This window comes from Massilia mucilaginosa, assembly GCF_011682145.1.
In the GTDB taxonomy this organism is placed as follows: Bacteria; Pseudomonadota; Gammaproteobacteria; order Burkholderiales; family Burkholderiaceae_D; genus Telluria_A; species Telluria_A mucilaginosa.
Genome location: NZ_WHJH01000005.1, coordinates 197,581 through 215,869, shown reverse-complemented (window position 1 = coordinate 215,869; position 18,289 = coordinate 197,581). Strand labels below are relative to the sequence as shown.

19 protein-coding genes and 1 tRNA gene are annotated in these 18,289 nt (G+C 64.5%); 9 read left to right on the top strand and 11 right to left on the bottom strand.

Translation table 11 applies throughout. From position 1 onward, the window contains the following. Positions 1–945 carry a tRNA (adenosine(37)-N6)-dimethylallyltransferase MiaA gene (gene miaA, locus F2P45_RS07350; protein ID WP_166872106.1) on the top strand — a complete coding sequence of 315 codons (945 nt, stop codon included), beginning with the start codon at positions 1–3 and terminating at the stop codon, positions 943–945. Between the two features lie 51 nt (positions 946–996). Continuing rightward, positions 997–1,073: transfer RNA gene (locus tag F2P45_RS07345), tRNA-Met, on the top strand. 94 nt (positions 1,074–1,167) lie between these two features. Here F2P45_RS07345 and F2P45_RS07340 read toward each other — a convergent pair. Together F2P45_RS07340 and F2P45_RS07335 are read right to left on the bottom strand one after the other, a co-directional pair. Continuing rightward, positions 1,168–1,380: a hypothetical protein gene (locus F2P45_RS07340; protein WP_166872103.1), complete on the bottom strand. Its 213-nt coding sequence runs from the start codon at positions 1,378–1,380 to the stop codon at positions 1,168–1,170. 23 nt (positions 1,381–1,403) lie between these two features. Beyond that, entirely contained in the window at positions 1,404–2,681 is a 1,278-nt protein-coding gene (locus F2P45_RS07335) for an SGNH/GDSL hydrolase family protein (RefSeq protein ID WP_229504953.1), read from the bottom strand. 108 nt (positions 2,682–2,789) lie between these two features. On the opposite strand from F2P45_RS07335, the gene F2P45_RS07330 reads away from it, so the two are divergent. After that, entirely contained in the window at positions 2,790–3,701 is a 912-nt protein-coding gene (locus F2P45_RS07330) for a LysR family transcriptional regulator (RefSeq protein ID WP_166872097.1), read from the top strand. 154 nt (positions 3,702–3,855) lie between these two features. On the opposite strand, the gene F2P45_RS07325 is transcribed toward F2P45_RS07330, so the two are convergent. The 4 genes from F2P45_RS07325 to F2P45_RS07310 form a co-directional block, all read right to left on the bottom strand. After that, a complete protein-coding gene (locus tag F2P45_RS07325) occupies positions 3,856–4,203 on the bottom strand; it encodes a putative signal transducing protein (protein ID WP_166872094.1) in 348 nt (115 codons plus the stop codon). A 100-nt stretch (positions 4,204–4,303) separates the two neighbouring features. Further along, a complete protein-coding gene (locus F2P45_RS07320; RefSeq protein WP_166872091.1) occupies positions 4,304–5,455 on the bottom strand; it encodes a CaiB/BaiF CoA transferase family protein in 1,152 nt (383 codons plus the stop codon). A 9-nt stretch (positions 5,456–5,464) separates the two neighbouring features. Then, positions 5,465–6,619: an acyl-CoA dehydrogenase family protein gene (locus tag F2P45_RS07315; RefSeq protein WP_166872087.1), complete on the bottom strand. Its 1,155-nt coding sequence runs from the start codon at positions 6,617–6,619 to the stop codon at positions 5,465–5,467. 13 nt (positions 6,620–6,632) lie between these two features. Further along, positions 6,633–7,817 carry a lipid-transfer protein gene (locus F2P45_RS07310; protein ID WP_166872085.1) on the bottom strand — a complete coding sequence of 395 codons (1,185 nt, stop codon included), beginning with the start codon at positions 7,815–7,817 and terminating at the stop codon, positions 6,633–6,635. A gap of 102 nt (positions 7,818–7,919) precedes the next feature. On the opposite strand from F2P45_RS07310, the gene F2P45_RS07305 reads away from it, so the two are divergent. Both F2P45_RS07305 and F2P45_RS07300 read left to right on the top strand, forming a co-directional pair. Next, complete coding sequence (locus tag F2P45_RS07305; protein ID WP_166872081.1) at positions 7,920–8,555, top strand: TetR/AcrR family transcriptional regulator; 636 nt, start codon at positions 7,920–7,922, stop codon at positions 8,553–8,555. Positions 8,556–8,618: 63 nt separating this feature from the next. Continuing rightward, on the top strand, positions 8,619–10,331 hold the full coding sequence (locus F2P45_RS07300; protein WP_166872078.1) for a cation:proton antiporter domain-containing protein: 1,713 nt from the start codon (positions 8,619–8,621) through the stop codon (positions 10,329–10,331). Positions 10,332–10,406: 75 nt separating this feature from the next. Here the strand turns inward: F2P45_RS07300 and F2P45_RS07295 are convergent, their stop codons facing one another. Beyond that, complete coding sequence (locus F2P45_RS07295; protein WP_166872075.1) at positions 10,407–12,371, bottom strand: AAA family ATPase; 1,965 nt, start codon at positions 12,369–12,371, stop codon at positions 10,407–10,409. 453 nt (positions 12,372–12,824) lie between these two features. Between F2P45_RS07295 and F2P45_RS07290 the strand changes: the two genes are divergently transcribed. Together F2P45_RS07290 and F2P45_RS07285 are read left to right on the top strand one after the other, a co-directional pair. Then, positions 12,825–12,962, top strand: coding sequence for a hypothetical protein (locus tag F2P45_RS07290; protein ID WP_166872072.1), 138 nt, complete (start codon positions 12,825–12,827; stop codon positions 12,960–12,962). A gap of 249 nt (positions 12,963–13,211) precedes the next feature. Next, positions 13,212–13,475 carry a PEP-CTERM sorting domain-containing protein gene (locus F2P45_RS07285; protein ID WP_166872069.1) on the top strand — a complete coding sequence of 88 codons (264 nt, stop codon included), beginning with the start codon at positions 13,212–13,214 and terminating at the stop codon, positions 13,473–13,475. 73 nt (positions 13,476–13,548) lie between these two features. On the opposite strand, the gene F2P45_RS07280 is transcribed toward F2P45_RS07285, so the two are convergent. The 3 genes from F2P45_RS07280 to F2P45_RS07270 form a co-directional block, all read right to left on the bottom strand. Continuing rightward, positions 13,549–14,127, bottom strand: a complete 579-nt coding sequence (locus F2P45_RS07280) for a DUF1697 domain-containing protein (RefSeq protein WP_166872066.1) — start codon at positions 14,125–14,127, stop codon at positions 13,549–13,551. Between the two features lie 12 nt (positions 14,128–14,139). Then, positions 14,140–14,748, bottom strand: coding sequence for a glutathione transferase GstA (gene gstA / locus F2P45_RS07275; RefSeq protein WP_166872064.1), 609 nt, complete (start codon positions 14,746–14,748; stop codon positions 14,140–14,142). A 150-nt stretch (positions 14,749–14,898) separates the two neighbouring features. Next, a complete protein-coding gene (locus tag F2P45_RS07270) occupies positions 14,899–16,464 on the bottom strand; it encodes a sensor histidine kinase (RefSeq protein ID WP_166872061.1) in 1,566 nt (521 codons plus the stop codon). Between the two features lie 220 nt (positions 16,465–16,684). On the opposite strand from F2P45_RS07270, the gene F2P45_RS07265 reads away from it, so the two are divergent. Continuing rightward, a complete protein-coding gene (locus F2P45_RS07265; protein ID WP_166872058.1) occupies positions 16,685–17,026 on the top strand; it encodes a hypothetical protein in 342 nt (113 codons plus the stop codon). Beyond that, complete coding sequence (locus F2P45_RS07260; RefSeq protein ID WP_166872055.1) at positions 17,023–17,865, top strand: HDOD domain-containing protein; 843 nt, start codon at positions 17,023–17,025, stop codon at positions 17,863–17,865. The genes F2P45_RS07265 and F2P45_RS07260 overlap by 4 nt, the downstream gene beginning before the upstream one ends. Positions 17,866–17,946: 81 nt before the next feature. Here F2P45_RS07260 and F2P45_RS07255 read toward each other — a convergent pair whose 3' ends face one another. Further along, positions 17,947–18,288 (bottom strand): hypothetical protein, encoded by a 342-nt coding sequence (locus tag F2P45_RS07255; protein WP_166872052.1) that lies wholly within the window; start codon positions 18,286–18,288, stop codon positions 17,947–17,949. Position 18,289 lies beyond the last annotated feature (1 nt).

Genomic DNA, 18,289 nt, shown 5'->3' with positions numbered 1-18,289 from the left:
ATGAAACCATTCGCCGTTGCCATCATGGGGCCGACCGCGTCGGGCAAGACCGCCGCCGCGCTGGCGATTGCGCGCGCCATCCCCGCCGAAATCATCTCCGTCGATTCGGCGCTGGTGTACCGCCAGATGGATATCGGCACCGCCAAGCCGACACAAGAGGAACTGGCCAGCGCGCCGCACCACCTGATCGACATCATCGACCCGGCCGAATCGTATTCGGTGGCCCAGTTCCGCGACGATACCTTGCGCCTGGTGGCCGAGATCAGCGCGCGCGGCAAACTGGCGCTGCTGGTCGGCGGGACCATGATGTACTTCAAGGGCCTGGCCGATGGCCTGGACGACCTGCCGGTGGCCGATCCGGCCCTGCGCGTGCGGCTCGACGCCGAAGCGGCCATCATCGGCTGGCCCGGCATGCACGACAAGCTGCGCGCGCTCGATCCCGCCACGGCCGACCGCCTCGCGCCCAACGACGCCCAGCGCATCAACCGCGCGCTCGAAATCATCGCCCTCTCGGGTAAACCAATGTCGGAACTGCTGGCCAGGCGCGAAAAGACCGAACTGCCGTTCGACCTGCTCTCGTTCGGGCTGGAGCCGCTTGATCGCGGCGTGCTGCACGCGCGCATCGCGACCCGCTTCGACCAGATGCTGGGCACGCGCGACGATGCGGGCATCGTGGCCGAAGTGGCGGGCCTGCGCGCGCGCGGCGACCTGCATGCGGGCCTGCCGTCGATGCGCTGCGTGGGCTATCGCCAGGCGTGGGATTATCTCGATGGCAAGATCGACCGCGCCGCCCTGCGCGAAACCGGCATCATCGCCACCCGCCAGTTGGCCAAGCGCCAGCTGACCTGGCTGCGTTCGATGCCGGATCGGGTGGTGATTGATTGCCTGAGTGACAACCCTGCCGGGCAGATGCTGGAGTTGATCGTGTCCCGACAGCAAAAATAATCAGACGGCCTTGACACGCAAAAAACAGATCTCTATAATCTTGGTCTGTCGGGTGATATAGCTCAGTTGGTTAGAGCACAGCATTCATAATGCTGGGGTCGGTGGTTCAAGTCCACCTATCACCACCAAGAATACGGCAACTATCAATTTGCCTTGAAACCCCTGAGACCTCAAGCGCTCAGGGGTTTTTTTACGTTTGCGCCCCTGACGCCATCTGGCTTGTTAGGAAAAATTCATCGGCCCGCCCCCGCTGTCGAGAATCGCGCACACGCGCGCCAGGGCGGCGGCGTCGCCGACGAACACGTACAGCACCGGATCGGTGCCGTCGATCGGCAGGCACAGCGCTTCAGTCTGGTTATGGTCGAGCACATTGAGCGCGGCGGTTTGCAGGTCGCGCATCAGCTTTTTGTTGCGCGCGTCAAAAAAATCGTTCATGGGCAACTCCTTGGCAGGTGATCTCACCTCCTTGGACGCCGCCGGGCGCCATCTGGTTCAATGCCGCGTCCGCTATTTCCCATCAGCGCGCTCACATCGAGCGCCTGCGCCAGGGCGCGGTAACCGGCGTCGCCCGGATGCAGATGATCGCCCGAATCGTAATCGGCCCGCATGCGCGACGGCCGCGCCGGATCGCGCAGCACCGCATCGGCATCGAATACCGCATCGAACTCGCCGCTGCCCACAATCCAGCGGTTCACATGCTGGCGCACCGCTTCCTTGGCGGGACTGTAATGGCCTTCGAAGGGCGTGCCGGCCAGCGCGCCTTCGAACGGCAGCAGCGTGGCGCCGACGATGCGCAGATTATGCGAGCGGGCGCGCGCGATCAGCTGGCGATAGGCGGCGATGACCTGCTCCGCGCTGACGGCGGCATCGCGCGGCGCGAACGGGCTGCCTGGCCAGCCGATGTCGTTAATCCCCATCATGACGATCACGCTGGCCACGCCGGGCTGCGCCAGCACATCCTGGTCGAAGCGCGCCAATGCATTGGCTCCCATGCGGTCCCCCAGCAGGCGCGCGCCCGAAATGCCTGCATTGACGACGCCCACGCCGCTTGGGGCAAGCCGCCGCGCCAGCGCGTCGGTCCAGCGCCGGTCCCGGTCGGGCGATGAGCCGTTACCGTCGGTGATCGAGTCGCCCAGCACCACCACGCTGCGCGTCGCGGCAGGCGCGTCGACCAGCACCGCCGTCAAAAATGCGCGCCCCGGAAAGCGCACGGCCGCCGGCAGGTCGGGCGCCGCCGTGGCATTGCCGTTCGCCAGATACGGCGTTTGCTGGCCGCCCCAGTGAAAGGTCGACACCGGCGTATGCGCCGGGTAGTAAGTGGTAATAGCCAGCCGCGCCAGCGCGCCGGCCGGCAGGTCGACCGGATCGCTGACCATCACCGCACCGGGTGCCGCGCTGGCGTTGGCACTGCCGCCGAAGGTGACCGCCCGACTCCTGCCCATCACTGCGGCCCCGTCGCCGGCCAGCGCAACGCGCATCTCGCCGACCTGCAGCGGCGTGGCGCCATAGCGGTTCGACAGCACGATGCGCATCCGCTTGCCGCCCACGCTCAGGCGCACCACGTCGCGCACCGACTGCTGTTCGAACGACGCCGGAACGCCCACCGGCAGGACAAAACTCTGGTCCCAGCGCGCCTGCGGACTGGCGCCCCAGCTGGCCACCCAGTGCGGTGGACTGGCGGCGGCAGCCTGCACTGAAAACAATAACAAGACCGGCAGCGCGCGTAATCCCGACATGGCATTTCCCCTTGAATGAAGTGAAGGCACAAGGTAGATCATTCCGCATTGCGCTGGTAGCGGGCCGGATCGACTATCATCCATTCCAATCTGGAATAAGGAGCGACGATGGATACCCTGCGCTTGATGCACCTGTTCACCCGCGCGGTCGACCTGGGCAGCCTGTCGGCGGCGGCGCGCGAGGCCGGCACCACGCAGCCGACGGTCAGCAAGGCGATCAACGCCCTGGAGGCGCACCTTGGCGTGCGCCTGCTCGAACGCAGCACCACCGGCCTGCTGGCGACGGCCGAAGGCGTGCGCTTTCATGAGCGCGCGCGCCGCCTGCTCGACGAATACGACGATGCGCTGGCCGATGTACGCGGCCACGCGCGCCAGGCAACGGGCCTGCTGCGCGTGAATGCGCCGGTGGCGCTGGGTCAGTTTCACCTGAATGCGCTGGCGCAGGAGTTCCTGGCGCTGCATCCGGACATCGAGATCGAGCTGATTTTGAATGACCGCTTCGTCGACCTGGTCGGCGATGGCGTGGACGTGGCGGTGCGCCTGGGCGGGCCGTTGCCGCCCGATGCGGTGGCGCGCACGATTGCGGTATCACCGCGCTGGCTGGTCGCAGCACCAATGTACCTGGCGCCGCATGCGCGCCTGAAGCGGCCGGACGACCTGGCGCGGCACGCTTTCATTCGCTTCGCGTGGCTGGCGGACGGCGACGCGCTGGCATTGCAGCGGGGTGCGCAGGTGGTGAAGGTGACGACGCGCGGGCGCTATCGGGTCAATAGCGCACTGGCGATTCGCGACAGCCTGCTGGCGGGCGCCGGAATCGGCCTGTGCCCGCAGTGGCTGGTGCACGACCTGGTGCAAGCGGGCCAACTGGCGCGCGTGCTGCCCGCGTGGAGCGGCACGCCGCAGCAAGTGGCACTGGTGTATCCGTCCAGGCGCTACCAGCCGGCGCGGACGCGCCTGTTCATGGACTTCCTGGCAGCGCGCATCGGCACGCTGCCAGGATGGGCGACGATGCCGGCCTAGTGTCCCGAGTCAGAAATTCGTTGATGATTAAATATGGCGAAATCGCACCGAGACAAGGAACAAAGCGCAGACAGGCAATGCCTGGCGAGCATTTGTGACGCGGTATCGGCGCGATTATCGCCATATTTATTCAACGAATTTCTGACTCGGGACACTAGGTTTCAGGCTGGCCGACGTCGGCATCGTCGCTCAGGGCAAAGTCGCCATGCTCGCGCGCGGCCAGCAGTTGCTGCGCCTGTTCCAGGTATTCTTCGGGCGCCAGCACGCGCACCCCGCCCATCGCGGGCAGCAGGAACTGGTCGGCCTGGGCGTGGTTCACATCGGCCACCACCGCAGGAATGCCGGAAGCGACCAGGAAGCTGCGCGCCAGGTGCGCTTCGGTCGGCGTGAAGAATTTGGCGACGATGAACAGGTCGCGCCCCGGAACCGCTTCTACTTCGGCCGTGCCATCGGCCGCGCCGTCGTCCGGGAAGGACTCAGGGCCGCTCAGGGTATCTTGCATAGTGCCTCCGCATGGTGTTTGACTGTACCGATCTTACTCCTGATCGCCCCAGGCGCTGGTTAATCGGGCCACACTTGCGCCATATCGATAAAAACGCACCTTAAATGACTCCCTGCGCGGCCAGGCCGGCAATCGCAGCGTCATCCCAGCCCCAGTCTTTCAGCACCGCCGCGCTGTGCTGGCCGGGGTACGCCGGTGCGCTACCGAGCTCCGGCACGGTGCGCGAAAAACGCGGCGCCGGCGCCGGCTGCAGCACGCCGTCGACGTCCACGAACGTACCACGGGCAACGTTGTGCGGATGGCGCGGCGCTTCGCCGATGTCCAACACTGGCGCGAAGCAGGCATCGCTCCCTTCCAGCAGCGCGCACCACTCATCGCGCGTGCGCCGCGCAAACAAGGCCGCCAGCTTCTCGCTGAGCAGGGGCCAGCCGGCCGGGTCCATCTGCGCGTCGAAGGCCGGATCTTCCGCCCCGGCGAGCCTGAGCAGCAGCGCGTAGAACTGCGGTTCGATCGCGCCGACCGAGACGAATTTGCCGTCGACGCAGGCGTAGGTGTCGTAGAAATGGGCGCCGCCGTCGAGCAGGTTGGCTTCGCGCCCGCCGCTCCAGCCACCCTGCGCGCGCAGGCCGTACAGCATGGCTCCCAAGAGCGCAGCGCCATCGGTCATGGCGGCGTCGATCACCTGGCCCTTGCCCGAGCTGCGCGCTTCCAGCACCGCGCAGACGACGCCGAAGGCGAGCATCATTCCCCCCCCGCCAAAGTCGCCCACCAGGTTCAGAGGCGGGGCCGGCGGCGCATCGGCGCGGCCCATCGCGTGCAGCATGCCGGTGAGCGCGATGTAGTTGATGTCGTGCCCCGCCGCCTGCGCCAGCGGACCGCTCTGGCCCCAGCCGGTCACGCGCCCGTACACCAGCGCGGCGTTGCGCGCCTGGCAGGCGTCCGGCCCGAGCCCGAGACGCTCCATCACGCCGGGACGAAAGCCTTCCAGCACCACGTCGGCCCTGGCGATCAGGTCCAGCGCGATTGCCTGGGCGGCCGGCTGCTTGAGGTCCAGCGCCAGCGAGCGCCGTCCGCGCGCGAGCACGTCGTACTTGGTGCCCAGCATGGGGAACGGCGTGGCCGCGCCGGGCGCGCTCTTGCGCTCGATGCGGATCACTTCAGCGCCCATGTCGGCCAACATCATGGCGCAGAACGGACAAGGTCCGAGGCCGGCCATTTCGATCACTTTGATTCCTGCCAGCGGTCCTGCCATGCGCTTCTCCTACAGTGAACGGGCGATGATTTCCTTCATGATCTCATTGGCGCCGCCGTAGATGCGCTGCACGCGCGCGTCCACGTACATCTGGGCGATCGGGTATTCGAGCATGTAGCCGTAGCCGCCAAAGAGCTGCACGCACTGGTCGATCACCTTGCATTGCAGGTCCGAGATCCAGTATTTGGCCATCGAGGCGGTGACCGTATCCATGCGGCCCTTGATGGTATCAATGATGCAGCGGTCGATGAAGACGCGCGCAATGGTGGCCTCGGTCTTGATCTCGGCCAGCACGAAGCGGGTATTCTGCATCTCGATCAGGGCCTGGCCGAAGGCGCGCCGCTCGCGCGTATGGTCGACCGTCAGGCGCAATGCGCGTTCGATCGCGGCCACGCCGGCCACGCCGAGAATGGTGCGCTCGTAGGGCAGCTCGGTCATCAGCTGGGCGAAGCCCTGGCCTTCGACGCCGCCGAGTACATTGTCGAGCGCGACATGGGCATCATCGAAAAACAGTTCGCAGGTGTCCTGCCCCTTTTGCCCGACCTTTTCCAGGATGCGGCCGACCCGAAAGCCGGGGTTGTCCTTCGTTTCCATCAGCAGCAGCGAGACGCCCTTCGCGCCCGCCTCGGCATCGGTCTTGACCACGACCACGACCAGGTCGGCCAGGTAGCCGTTCGAGATGAAGGTCTTGGAGCCGTTGACCTTGTAGCCGTCCGCCGTTTTGACGGCGCTGGTGCGGATGCCTTTCAGGTCGGAGCCGGCGCCGGGTTCCGACATGGCGATCGCCGCCACCATTTCGCCGCTGGCCAGCCTGGGCAGGTATTTGAGTTTTTGCGCTTCGGTACCCTGGTTCAGCAGGTAGTGGGCGACGATGGCATGCACGTGGATGCCGAAGGCCATGTCGCCCACGTAGCCCAGTTCTTCGAACACGATGGCCTGGTGCGCAAAGCTGCCGTCCGATCCGCCGTACTGCTCGGGAATGTCGGCGCACAGGATGCCCATGGCGCCGCCCTTGTGCCACAGCGCGCGGTCGACGTGCTGCTGCTCGCGCCAGCGCTGCTGGTGCGGCGCGACTTCGCTGGCGACAAAACGCCGCACGCTATCGCGAAAGCCTTCCAGTTCGGCCGTCATCCAGGGCGAGGTACCGCACACGTTCATCTCCATGATGCGGCCCGATTCACGCGGCTCGATACATGGTGACCACGCAGGCGCCGCCCAGGCCCAGGTTGTGCTGCAGGGCGACGCGGGCGCCGTCCACTTGGCGCGCGCCGGCGCTGCCGCGCAGCTGGTGGGTCAGCTCAAAGCACTGGGCCAGGCCGGTCGCGCCCAGCGGGTGCCCTTTCGAGAGCAGGCCGCCGGACGGGTTGGTGACGACCTTGCCGCCGTAGGTGTTGTCGCCATCGCTGATGAATTTGTCGGCGCCGCCCTCGGGGCACAGGCCCAGCGCTTCGTAGGTGATCAGCTCATTGTGGGCGAAGCAGTCGTGCAGTTCGACGACATCGAGTTCGTCGGGGCCGATGCCGGCCTGCGCGTACACCTTGGCGGCGGCAACCCGGCTCATGTCGTAGCCGACCAGGCGCATCATGTCGCCCGACTCAAACGTGCTGGGGCGGTCGGTGGTCATGGCTTGCGCGGCGATGTAGACGTCGGCCCTGAGGCCATGCTTTTTCGCGAAGTCTTCCGATACCAGTACGGCGCAAGCGGCTCCGCAAGTCGGCGGGCAGGCCATCAGGCGCGTCATCACGCCCGGCCAGATCATGGGCGCGTCCAGCACGTCCTGGATGCTCACCTCCTTGCGCAACAGCGCCAGCGGATTGTTGGCGGCGTGGCGGCTGGCCTTGGCGCGGATTTTGGCAAAGGCGTCGAACGGGGTGCCGTACTTTTTCATGTGGGCCAGGCCGGCGCCGCCGAAGTAGCGCAGCGCCAGCGGCATGTCGGGCATGCCGACCAGTTCATCGGTCACACGGTCGAACGGTTCGAACGGGCTGGGACGGTCGGCGAACACGGAGCCGAGCGCGCCCGGGCTCATTTGCTCGAAGCCGAGCACCAGCACGCATTCGGCGGCGCCGCTGGCAATCGCCTGGCGCGCCAGGAACAGGGCGGTCGATCCGGTGGAACAGTTGTTGTTGACGTTGACAATCGGGATGCCGCTCATGCCGACCTGGTACAGCGCCTTCTGGCCGCTGGTCGAGTCGCCGTACACATAGCCGGCGTAGGCCTGCTCGATGTCGTCGTAAGCCACGCCGGCATCGTCGAGCGCCTGGCGCGCGGCCAGGGCGCCCATCTGGTCGTACGGCGCGCTGGCGCCCGGCTTGGCGAAGGGGATCATGCCCACGCCAGTGACAAAAACTTTGCGGCTCATGCGCGTCTCCTGGATATTTTTATGAACTAGGTCGCTCGACCTAGTGCGCCGATTATAGGTCAGCCGACCTGCTTTGCATAGCGCCATGCGATAATCGCGCCCATGTCCCCTACCCTCGCCAGCGCCCTCAGACACAAGTCCTCCGTCACCACCGAAAAAGGATTGGGGCGGGCCCACGACATTTTGCGCGCGGCGCGCACCTTGCTGGCGGCCGAGGGGTATGCCGGACTGTCGATGCGGCGCGTGGCGGCCGATGTGGGCATCAGCCTGTCGAACGTGCAGCACTACTACCAGAGCAAAGATGCGCTGCTCGAAGCGCTGCTGCTCTATACCATGGACCTGTTCCAGTCGAAGATGGATTCGATTTCGGCGGCCATGGCGGGCGCCCCGCGCCTGGACCAGTTTTTCTCGACCTGCGACATGTTTTTGGACGAGATCACCGACCCGGTGACGCACGCGATCTTTTTCGAGATCTGGGCACTGGCCTCGCGCAACGCCTTCGCATCGAACCTGATGGATATCATGATGGCGCGCGAGCGCAAGGCCATCTTCAAGCTCATTCGCGGCCTCAATCCCGCCATCGGCGACGACGAATACCGCCAGCGCGCCATCCTGATGGTGGCGCAGATCGAGGGCCTGATGCTGTTCCGGCTCGATAAAAGCGGGCGGCGCGACGAATTTCTGGCCGTACGCGCCTCGGTGCGCAAGGTGTTGCTGGCGCTGGCCACCATTCCGTAAGCATCTGTACAGGGCGATGTAAACTATACTGGGGGCTCCGCCCATCACGAGGAGAGCGTCCGTATGCACCACAACATCAGCCTGATTACCACCATCGCCGCCGCATTGGGCTTCGGCCTCATATTCGGCATGATCGCCGTGCGCTTCAAATTGCCGGCGCTGGTCGGCTACCTGGCTGCGGGGATCGTGATCGGCCCGGCCACGCCGGGCTTCGTGGCCGATGTGGCGCTGGCCGGGCAACTGGCAGAAATCGGCGTGATGCTGCTGATGTTCGGCGTGGGCCTGCACTTTTCGCTGGACGACCTGATGGAAGTACGCGGCATCGCCGTGCCTGGCGCGGTGCTGCAGATCGGCGCGGCCACCGGCATGGGGATCGGCATGGCGTATTTGTGGGGCTGGAGCCTGGGCGCGGGCCTGGTGTTCGGACTGGCGCTGTCGGTGGCCAGCACGGTGGTGCTGCTGCGGGCGCTGGAGGACCTGGGCATACTCGATTCGATCAACGGCCGCATCGCGGTCGGCTGGCTGGTGGTCGAGGACCTGGTCACGGTGCTGATGCTGGTGATGCTGCCGGCGCTGGCCGGCGCGCTGGGCGGAACAGGCCCGGACGGCGGCGCCGCCGGGCCGGACGCGAACATCTGGAAAACCCTGGGGCTGACCCTGGGCCAGGTGGCCGCCTTCATCGTGTTCATGCTGGTGGTCGGGCGCAAGCTGTTCCCGTGGTTCCTGTGGCGCGTGGCGCGCACCGGTTCGCGCGAGTTGTTTACGCTGGCCGTCGTCGCTACCGCCGTGGGGATCGCCTACGGTTCATCGGAATTGTTCGGTGTGTCGTTCGCGCTGGGCGCCTTCTTTGCCGGGATGGTGCTGCGCGAGTCGCCCCTGAGCCACCGCGCGGCCGAAGAATCGCTGCCGCTGCGCGATGCGTTTTCGGTGCTGTTTTTTGTGTCGGTCGGCATGCTGGCCGATCCGATGGTGCTGGTCGAAAGCCCGCTGCGCGTACTGGCGGTGGTGGCCGTGGTCATGTTCGGCAAGTCGCTGGTGGCCTTTGCGCTGGTGATCGCGCTGCGCTATCCGCTCAATACGGCGCTGACGGTGTCTGCCAGCCTGGCGCAGATCGGCGAGTTTTCGTTCATCCTGGCGGCGCTCGGCATGTCGCTCGGCTTGCTGCCGAAAGAAGGCCAGAGCCTGATTCTGGCCGGGGCGATCATCTCGATCGCGCTCAATCCCCTGCTGTTCAAGCTGATCGAACCGCTGCAGCGCGCGCTGCGCGAACGATCGGGCGCGGCGCGCAAGGTGGAACGCTCGACCGATCCGCTGGCCGAACTGCCGATGTCGGTGCCGCAGGAACGTTTGAGCGGACAGGTGGTGCTGGTCGGGTACGGGCGGGTCGGGCGCATGATTGCGGACTCGCTCACGGCCCAGGGCGTGCACATCGTGGTGGCGGAGCAGAACCGCGAGCTGGTCGACCAGCTGCGCCGCCGCGATATTGCGGCGGTGGTGGGCAATGCGGCCGAACCGGCGGTGCTGATCCAGGCGCACATCGCGCGCGCGGCCTTGCTGGTGATCGCCACGCCGGATACCTTCCATGTGCGCGCCATGATCGAGACGGCGCGCGCGCTCAATCCGGGGATTCGTACGCTGGTGCGCACGCATAACGAGGAAGAGGCGGAGTTGCTGCGCAAGGAGACCGGCAGCCAGGTGTTCGTCGGAGAGCGGGAGCTGGCGCGCAGCATGGCGGAGAGAATCAGCCTGGATCTGGCGGCGGCGAAGCCGCACTAACCACCAAATCGTCGTTCCCGCCTGCGCGGGAACGACGAAGCATATTTAGCTGGTACTAACCTTTACAGTCGATGCTTAAACCGCAGCGGCCTCGGTACACAGTTTCAGGTTACCCAAACGCTGGCCGGCCACGTGGAACGCCAGCAGATCGCGGCGCTCTTCCAGCAGCGCGAAGACGGCATCCTTCGACAGCACGTACTGGTCCAGCAAAGTATCCTTGAGCGACTCGATCACCGCCTTGTAATCGCGGATCGCGCCCAGGGTGTAGGTGTACAGCTCATCGGACTTCTGTTCCACCTGGCGGATCGTGTGCTCGCCGCCGCCTTCGTTCTTCAGCTGCGTGTAGTCGATCTTCGAGCGCGAATACATCGACAGGCGGTTGACCATCAGATTGAGCATCTTGGTCGCTTTTTCGATGTCGTTCTGGCTGCCGACCGAAATCCCGCGCGCTCCGTAAAACAGCTCCTCGGCCGCCACGCCGCCGTACAGCTGGATCACGTCCTGCTCGAGTTCTTCCAGCGTGCGCAGCGACACGTCATCGCCCGACTGCAGCACATACCCCAGCGCACCCAGTTTCGACACCGACTCGGTACTGATCTTGAGCAGGTGCGATTTTTCCTTCACCTCGGCCAGCGACAGGCCCTGGCGCAGGTACGGATCGATCTGCATAAAGAAGTGGCCCAGTTCGTGCAGCGCCACGCGCTCGCGCTGCTTGTGCTTTTCGGCCGTGGTGGCGCGATCGGTCAGCCCCAGGGTGGCGCGCTCGAAAGCGCGGAACATCAGATCGGTGTTGATGATCGCCTTTTCCTGGATCGAGATCATGCTGGCGCGTTCGACCACGGTTTCGAGCAGCGCGGGACTGAGGTTGGCGGTCATTTCGGCGACCTGGCCCAGATCGAGGTCGTTCCAGTCGACCAGGCCGTCCTTCTTGCGGCCCAAAAAGCTCTTGAGCAGCTGGCCGCGCTCACCCTTGTTCGGCAGGCGGAAGTTGATCTTGACCGAGAAACGGCGCAGCATCGCGTCGTCCATCTCGACCGAGGCATCGTCGAAGTTCGAGGCCACCACCCAGATCACGCCGGCGCCCTTGTCGCTCTTGACGCCGTCGAGCAAACCAAGAAGCGTGTTGGCGGTGTCGTCTTCCCACTTCTTTTCGCCGCGGCCACGCGGCATGAACAGGGTTTGCGCTTCGTCCAGGAAGATGATGCAGCTGCCGCGCGCGCAGGCCTTGCGGTACAGGGCATTCAAGGCCTTGGAGCCGCCGCCCACGTAGCCCGATTCGAGCGCCGAGCCGGAGGCCTGGATCAGCGGCACGTTGAGTTTCTTGGCCAGGTAGCCAACCAGCTTGGTCTTGCCGGTGCCGGCGGGGCCGGTCAGCATCACGTTGAACGGCTTGTCGATGTTGTGCGACTTGTATTCGCTGCGGTTGCGGATCATGTCTTCCAGGTGCAGCACTTCCTGCTTGATGTCGTCCATGCCGATCAGGTCATCCATGCTGCCTTTGAGCTTGTCCGGCATGATGACGGCGGCGCTCATGCCCATGCCGGGGATGCCGAACTTGATCGCGTAGAGAATCAGCAGGATCAGGAAGATATCGAGCGCGTGGCGCTTCAGAAAAGCGACCGCTTCGGCGCTGGCGGCGTTCTGGCCTTCGTCGAGCAGGACCGCCTTGTGCGAGGCCAGGTAGTCTTCCTTGGCGATCGAGTACGGAATCGCGTTCTTGAGCAGGACTTCGCGCTCCAGGCTCAGGTGCGAGGTGCTCGGCACCTTGATCACGTGCAGCTGGGGCGCATCCTTGAATTTGAAGATGTAGCGCGGCGACTCGGACAGCGGCTTGGCCACCATCAGGTATTCCAGCTTGTCCTTCTGCGAGGCCAGCGCGGTGATGCGCGAAATGTCCTGCGAATGGACCAGCGGGCTGGTGTCCTGCTCCACATCGGCGTTATAGATGACCAAACCGACAAGCAGGACGAACAGGAGTCCGGCGCCGATGCGCACGTAGACATTCTTGAGGGCGAGCTGAAGCTTGGCAAGATTGGGCATGTGGTTACTCTATGAATGGTGGCTGCGGACGGAATTTCTATGCAAACATCGTTCTTCTGCCGCGCAATGATGGGGAGCGGCAGTGACAGCGACGTTCGATATGTGACCATGACAATTTCCGCAAACCATGTGGCCAATCGATGTCGCCTGACGGTACATCCGCACGACGGGCGATGTGGCCCATGCGTGCCCCTATGCCATCAGTTTGATGCCTGGAAGCAATAGGATTAGGGAGACTATACCGCCAAAAAAATGCCAGGTATACCTTGATCTGCTGAAAAAATTTTGCGACGCAACACCTCTGATCAACTCGACAATGCGTCTTGTGGTGGACCTGAGCAACATCAAGGCCCGCTTGGGAAATGCAGGTATGTTCGTAACATTTCGTATCAGCCCTTGATGGTAAATCGCGATCATTAGATGATCCTTAAAACCCACGAATGGATTAGTCACATGCGTCGTCTCTTCGCCTATTTCGCCAGCCTGTTCGGCGCCCGCCGCGCCGCCGAAGAAGACCATCTGACCGGCGCGGTCGACCTGTCCGATACCGCTTACTGCCACGGATTGCTGTCGCGCGACAGCGAGCTGTAACACGGGGCAATCCTCGTGTCTTCTTGACAGTTTCCTTGCGTTTTGCCGCAGCGCAGCATTTGCCGAGAAATGTTAATTCCTCTGGTCAATAAAACATCAAAAAAACGACGTTTAGAGCGGAATGGCTTTGAAATCGGTGGTGAGCGTGGTTAAATACATACCCGGGTGATTCGCATTTAGTGCTCATCTGGTTGCAATGCAGCATGAGTCATCATGCTCTTGCGGAAACCAAAAAGAAGAGGAAACACCGTGAAAAAATACGCAGTCGCAGCAGCTTTCATGCTTGCCCTGGTCGCCGCCGCACCAGCGAGCGCTATCGAGGTATTGGACAACCATCAGGCGGCCGCCGCCCATGTGGACAGCCAGCCGCGGATGAACGCCATGCAGATGGCCACGATGCCCGCCCCGCACATGTCGGAATTGCCCGAGCCTGAAGTCTTCGCCATGATGCTGCTCGGCCTGGTGCTGATCGGTTACCGCGCCCGCCGCGAAAGTGGCGAGAAGTTCCAGTAATCATAGAATTGCATAAAAATCCCGCTGGCCGCGGGATTTTTTTTGCCTGCCGGCGGCCGCACTACCAGTCGCGTCAGCCTTTGGCCGGCTCGGCGCACAGCGCCTGCAGCTTGCACATCGTATTCCAGTTGCGCGAGGTCAGCCCGTCGCCGAGCAGCTTGCTCATCGCGGCCATCGCCTTGCTTTCCAGCACGCCAGCCGGACACCACAGGTAAGCGGCATGTTCGCCCACGGACAACACCTCCAGCCCCCAGTCGGTAGCGGCCAGGGGCGCCAGCAAGGCCGGCGCGTCCGGGTCGCTGAAGACGAACACCAGCAGGCGCGCATGGTCGGTCGCCACCTCCAGCAGCGGATTGGCGGCGATCACGCGCTCGAGTTCGTCGCTGCCGAGCACGATTACCCTGGCCACCACGCCCAGCTTGACCACCATCGCATCCTGGATGCGCGCGGCGATCCTGGCGCGCGCCCGGGGCGGCGCACTACGTGGCGCACCAGGTGGCGCACTGAACACCACATTCCCGCTGTTGAGCAAGGTCCGTACGTCCGTGCAGCCCAGTTCGCCGACAAGCTGGCGCAGGTCGGCCATGGCGATCCGTTTGGCGCGCCCGACGTTAATGCCGCGCAGCAGCGCGATACAGCGTTGTCCGGTCATCGAGCGCGGCGCTTATTTGAGCAAGCCTTCGTCGCGCATGGCCTGCCGCACCATCGGCCGCTCGCTCACGCGCTTGTGAAAGGCTTGTACCAACGGAAAGCTGGAGAGATCGAACTTGAGCACGCCCGCCCAGTTGAGCACCGTAAACAGATAGGCGTCGGCCACCGTGAACTGCGATCCGGTCAGGTAGTCGCGCCCGTCGAGCTTGCGTTCGACATAGCCCAGGCGCAAGGCCAGGTTGCTGTGCGCATAGTTCACCAGGTCGGCGCCGGCATTCGGGCGGAACAGCGGGGCAAAGTTCTTGTGCAGTTCGGTCGAGATGAAGTTGAGCCACTCGACCAGCACATAACGCTCCGGGGTGCCGGCGGCGGGCGCCAGGTTTTTCTCGGGGGCCAGGTCGGCCAGGTATTGCACGATGGCAGGGCCTTCGGTCAGCAGGACGCCCTGCCCGGTTTCCAGCGCCGGCACGTAGCCCTTGGGATTGATGGCGCTGAAATCGGCCCCGCTGGCAGTGACCTTCTTGCGCAGATCGACCGCTTCGGTCGTAAATGCCAGCCCTGCTTCGAGCAGGACGATGTGCGGAGAAAGGGAACAAGCACCGGGACTGAAATACAGTTTCATGATGGTCCTTTGAGATGGAAGGGGCGCAGCCGCTGGCAATGCATCGCCGGGGCGCCGGGGCGATACGCGCGCTTGAGGGCGGCGCGTTTCAAGAATGGCCAGCGTACAATAAAACGAGCGCTCGCGCTTGGGCGCACGCAAGCAGCGTGACTATGGCGCGCCCTCGGCAGCGCCCTCGACCGGCGTCACGCGCGGGATGCGCAAGGTGAAATGGGTGCCCTGCCCCAGGGTGCTGCTCACGGCGATGGTGCCGAGAAATTGCTTGACGATCAGGTTGTACACGATATTGAGGCCCAGCCCGGTGCCGCCCTGCCCGCGCCGGGTCGTGAAAAACGGGTCGAAAATGCGGTCGAGCACGTCCGGCGCGATACCCCTGCCGTCATCCTTGACGTGCAGTTCGACCACCTCGCCGTCGAGCCGGGCGCTGATCATGATTTCGCCGGCGGTATCGACTTCGAAGGCGTGCTCCACGCAGTTGAGGGTCAGGTTGGTGATGACCTGGGCGAACGCGCCGGGGTAGCTGTCGAGCACAATGTCGTCCGGGCAGTTCAGCACCAGCGAGATCGGGGTTTTCTTGAGCTTGGGCTGGAGGCTGGAAACGATTTCCTCGATGTACTCGTGCAGGCCGAAGGGACGGCGCGCCTCGCTGGTCTGGTCGACCGCGATCTGCTTGAAGCTGTGGATCAGGTGGGCCGCGCGGTAGGCGTTGTTCATGATCAGGCGCGCGCTTTCACTGGCGGTCTCGACATAGCGCAGGATGTCGGATTTTTTCAGGCCGGCGCCGTTGACGGCGATTTCCAGCTCGTCGGTGGCGGCTTTGAGCACCGAGGCGCTGGTCAGGGCGATCCCGACCGGGGTGTTGATTTCGTGCGCGACCCCGGCCACCAGGCTCCCGAGCGAGGCCAGCCGTTCAGCCTGGAGCAGCGATTCCTGGGTCTGGCGCAAGTCGTGCATCGCCTGGGCGGTCTGCTGGGCCGAGCGGCGCGCCGCATCCTCGGCTTCGCGGATGCGCCCGATGGTCGATTTCAGGCGGCGCTGGATCTGGTTGAAGCCGCGGATCACCTCGCCGAGCTCGTCGCGCCGGTTCTCGGGCAATTCCTCCACCTCGTCGGTGCCGCGCGTGGCCAGGTCGAACAAGCCGTCGCGCAATTGCTTGAGCGGCTCGAACACCACCCGCAGCGACAGCGACAGCGCCGCCACCAGGATCAGGTCGAGCAGCAGCACTTCGATCACCTTGCGCATCAGTTCGGAAGCGAGCGCCTTGTCGATCTGGGCGCGGCTGAAATTGATCACCACCCGGCCCACCGAGACCGGCTTGATCGAGGCGCTGGCCGTGCCGCCTTCATGGAACACCAGCGGGGCGTCGACCGCCTGGCCGCCCGGCTCGGACGCGCCATCGACCCCGACCAGCTTGCCGTCGGCCGCGCGCAGCTTGCCGGCGAACAGGCCGACCGAGCTGTCGTAGACGCGGATCGCCACCACTTCGGGCGGCAGCATCTCGGCCTCGACGATGCTGTCGACCTTGGACTTGTCCAGGTCCCACAGCGCCGACGGCAGGCTGATCTGCAAACGCGTGATCACGCCCTTGCGCAGGCGCAGGTTGCTCTCCTCGAGCGCCTTGCCCAGCGAATACTGGGTGTAACTGCCCGAAATGGTCAGCACCAGGGTGACGATCACCACGAACAGCAGTTTCAGCCGGCTTTGAATACCGAACATCCGATTCCTCCCGATAAGCAGCTCCGTCCGATAAGCAGCTCCAGCCAACACTGAGCTCCTTCCGACAACCAGCGTGCGCGATGCATCTCCGAATGTACGGTAAGCCCTTCTCCTTGGCAAGAAATTGCCGTACGTGGGCACGCAAAAAGTAAAGCTTTTTGCGTGGCGCACAGGCTCGGACAGCAATGGTAAGATCGTAGCCTTACGAGGGAGGATGCCTATGAGCGCAGCTTACCAGCACCTGGCACTGGCCGAGGTGGAGCCGGGAATGGTCTTGTCCGACGATCTGCTCGACCGCCAGGGACAGATCCTCTTGCCCAAGGGCGCGATCCTGACCGACCGCACCATCGCCTTGCTGCCCAGCCACGGCATCGACGCCGTTCCCGTGCTGCGCAGCGGCGCCGCGCCGGCCGCCAGTCCCCGGCCCGACCACGCCGCCAGCGGGCAGCGCCTGGCACAGCTGTTCCGCAAGCACAAGCCCGACGAACCGCACGACTGGGCCACCAGCGCGCTGCGCCGCTATATAGAAGACTACCGCGCCGCGCGCGAGGCCGCCTTATGAGCGCCATCGTGCTCGACGACGTCCTCAAGCGCCTGGCCGACCTGCCCTCGCTGCCGGCGGTGGTGATGGAACTGCTCACCAGCATCGACCAGGAAGACATCGACATCACGGTGCTGGCCAAAAAAGTCTCGCACGACCAGGCCCTGACCGCCAAGACCCTGCGCCTGGCCAATTCCTCGCTGTACGGCCTGCAGGTGCGCGTGACCACCATCCAGCAGGCGATCACCTACCTCGGTTTCCAGACCACCCGCAACCTGATCACGGCCTCGGCCCTGACCGGCTGCTTCGCCGAGGGCCGCTGCGCCGCCTTCGACCACAAGGCTTTCTGGCGCCACTCGATCGGCACCGCCTGCTGCGCCAAGGTGCTGGCGCGGCGCGTGCGCTTCAACCAGGATTACGCCTTCACGGCAGGATTGCTGCACGATATCGGGCGCCTGGTGCTGGTCAGCAGCTACCCTGATCTGTATCAACAAGTGATGGAATACCGCGCGGCCAACGATACGTACGTACAAGATGCCGAACTGGCGGTGATGGGTGTGGACCATGTGCTGGCCGGCGTGGCGCTGGCCGAACACTGGAATTTTTCGGATACGATGAAGATGGCGATCGCCTTCCACCATGATCCGGGCGCGCCCGACGCAGGCTTGCTGGCCACCATTGTGCATGTGGCCAACGCCATCGTGCATGCGCTCGACCTGGGGCGCGAAAGCGACGATCTGGTGCCCGCCGTGTCACCGGTCGCGTGGACCGCACTGGGACTGAACGAAGAATGCTACCTGCAGGTGTTCCGCGAAACCGAACTGCAGTACGAAGAAATCACGATGATCCTGATGGGCTGACCGACCCGCCTCTGCATGCAGAGGCGGAATCAGGCGCCCCGTTCCGCTGGCATGACAGCTGACACCGCCATGCCGGAGGACTTAGTGCGCATAGTTTCCGGACGTCGATGCGTCTGGTGCCGCCGGCTTTTCCTCGGTCGCTTTTGGACGGCCCTGGGCGTCCGACAGGCGATACTTGGTGCGGCGGTCGCCCATCAGGTCGCGCAGGTCGCGGATGCTCATGCCGGTCACTTCGTGCATGCGGATCAGCAGCGAGGCGCCGACCGGCAGGCGGTGGTGGCGGATCTTGCTGATGACCGGTGGCGCGACTTCGAGCATGCGCGACAGCGCTGCATCGTTTTTCAGCTGCATTTTGCCAAGCAGAATGTCGAGCAGGTGGTTGGGGTTGTAACTTTCCTGTGATGCCAGAGCATGGTGTGCCATG

What these genes read in the sequence shown, in the direction of transcription:
- F2P45_RS07315 (WP_166872087.1), bottom strand. Translation starts at nt 6,619, where the DNA reads ATGGAGATGAACGTGTGCGGTACCTCGCCCTGGATGACGGCCGAACTG.
- miaA (WP_166872106.1), top strand. Translation starts at nt 1, where the DNA reads ATGAAACCATTCGCCGTTGCCATCATGGGGCCGACCGCGTCGGGCAAG.
- gstA (WP_166872064.1), bottom strand. Translation starts at nt 14,748, where the DNA reads ATGAAACTGTATTTCAGTCCCGGTGCTTGTTCCCTTTCTCCGCACATC.
- F2P45_RS07335 (WP_229504953.1), bottom strand. Translation starts at nt 2,681, where the DNA reads ATGTCGGGATTACGCGCGCTGCCGGTCTTGTTATTGTTTTCAGTGCAG.
- F2P45_RS07320 (WP_166872091.1), bottom strand. Translation starts at nt 5,455, where the DNA reads ATGGCAGGACCGCTGGCAGGAATCAAAGTGATCGAAATGGCCGGCCTC.
- F2P45_RS07295 (WP_166872075.1), bottom strand. Translation starts at nt 12,371, where the DNA reads ATGCCCAATCTTGCCAAGCTTCAGCTCGCCCTCAAGAATGTCTACGTG.
- F2P45_RS07305 (WP_166872081.1), top strand. Translation starts at nt 7,920, where the DNA reads ATGTCCCCTACCCTCGCCAGCGCCCTCAGACACAAGTCCTCCGTCACC.
- F2P45_RS07300 (WP_166872078.1), top strand. Translation starts at nt 8,619, where the DNA reads ATGCACCACAACATCAGCCTGATTACCACCATCGCCGCCGCATTGGGC.
- F2P45_RS07325 (WP_166872094.1), bottom strand. Translation starts at nt 4,203, where the DNA reads ATGCAAGATACCCTGAGCGGCCCTGAGTCCTTCCCGGACGACGGCGCG.
- F2P45_RS07310 (WP_166872085.1), bottom strand. Translation starts at nt 7,817, where the DNA reads ATGAGCCGCAAAGTTTTTGTCACTGGCGTGGGCATGATCCCCTTCGCC.
- F2P45_RS07270 (WP_166872061.1), bottom strand. Translation starts at nt 16,464, where the DNA reads ATGTTCGGTATTCAAAGCCGGCTGAAACTGCTGTTCGTGGTGATCGTC.
- F2P45_RS07260 (WP_166872055.1), top strand. Translation starts at nt 17,023, where the DNA reads ATGAGCGCCATCGTGCTCGACGACGTCCTCAAGCGCCTGGCCGACCTG.
- F2P45_RS07330 (WP_166872097.1), top strand. Translation starts at nt 2,790, where the DNA reads ATGGATACCCTGCGCTTGATGCACCTGTTCACCCGCGCGGTCGACCTG.
- F2P45_RS07290 (WP_166872072.1), top strand. Translation starts at nt 12,825, where the DNA reads ATGCGTCGTCTCTTCGCCTATTTCGCCAGCCTGTTCGGCGCCCGCCGC.
- F2P45_RS07280 (WP_166872066.1), bottom strand. Translation starts at nt 14,127, where the DNA reads ATGACCGGACAACGCTGTATCGCGCTGCTGCGCGGCATTAACGTCGGG.
- F2P45_RS07340 (WP_166872103.1), bottom strand. Translation starts at nt 1,380, where the DNA reads ATGAACGATTTTTTTGACGCGCGCAACAAAAAGCTGATGCGCGACCTG.
- F2P45_RS07255 (WP_166872052.1), bottom strand. Translation starts at nt 18,288, where the DNA reads ATGGCACACCATGCTCTGGCATCACAGGAAAGTTACAACCCCAACCAC.
- F2P45_RS07265 (WP_166872058.1), top strand. Translation starts at nt 16,685, where the DNA reads ATGAGCGCAGCTTACCAGCACCTGGCACTGGCCGAGGTGGAGCCGGGA.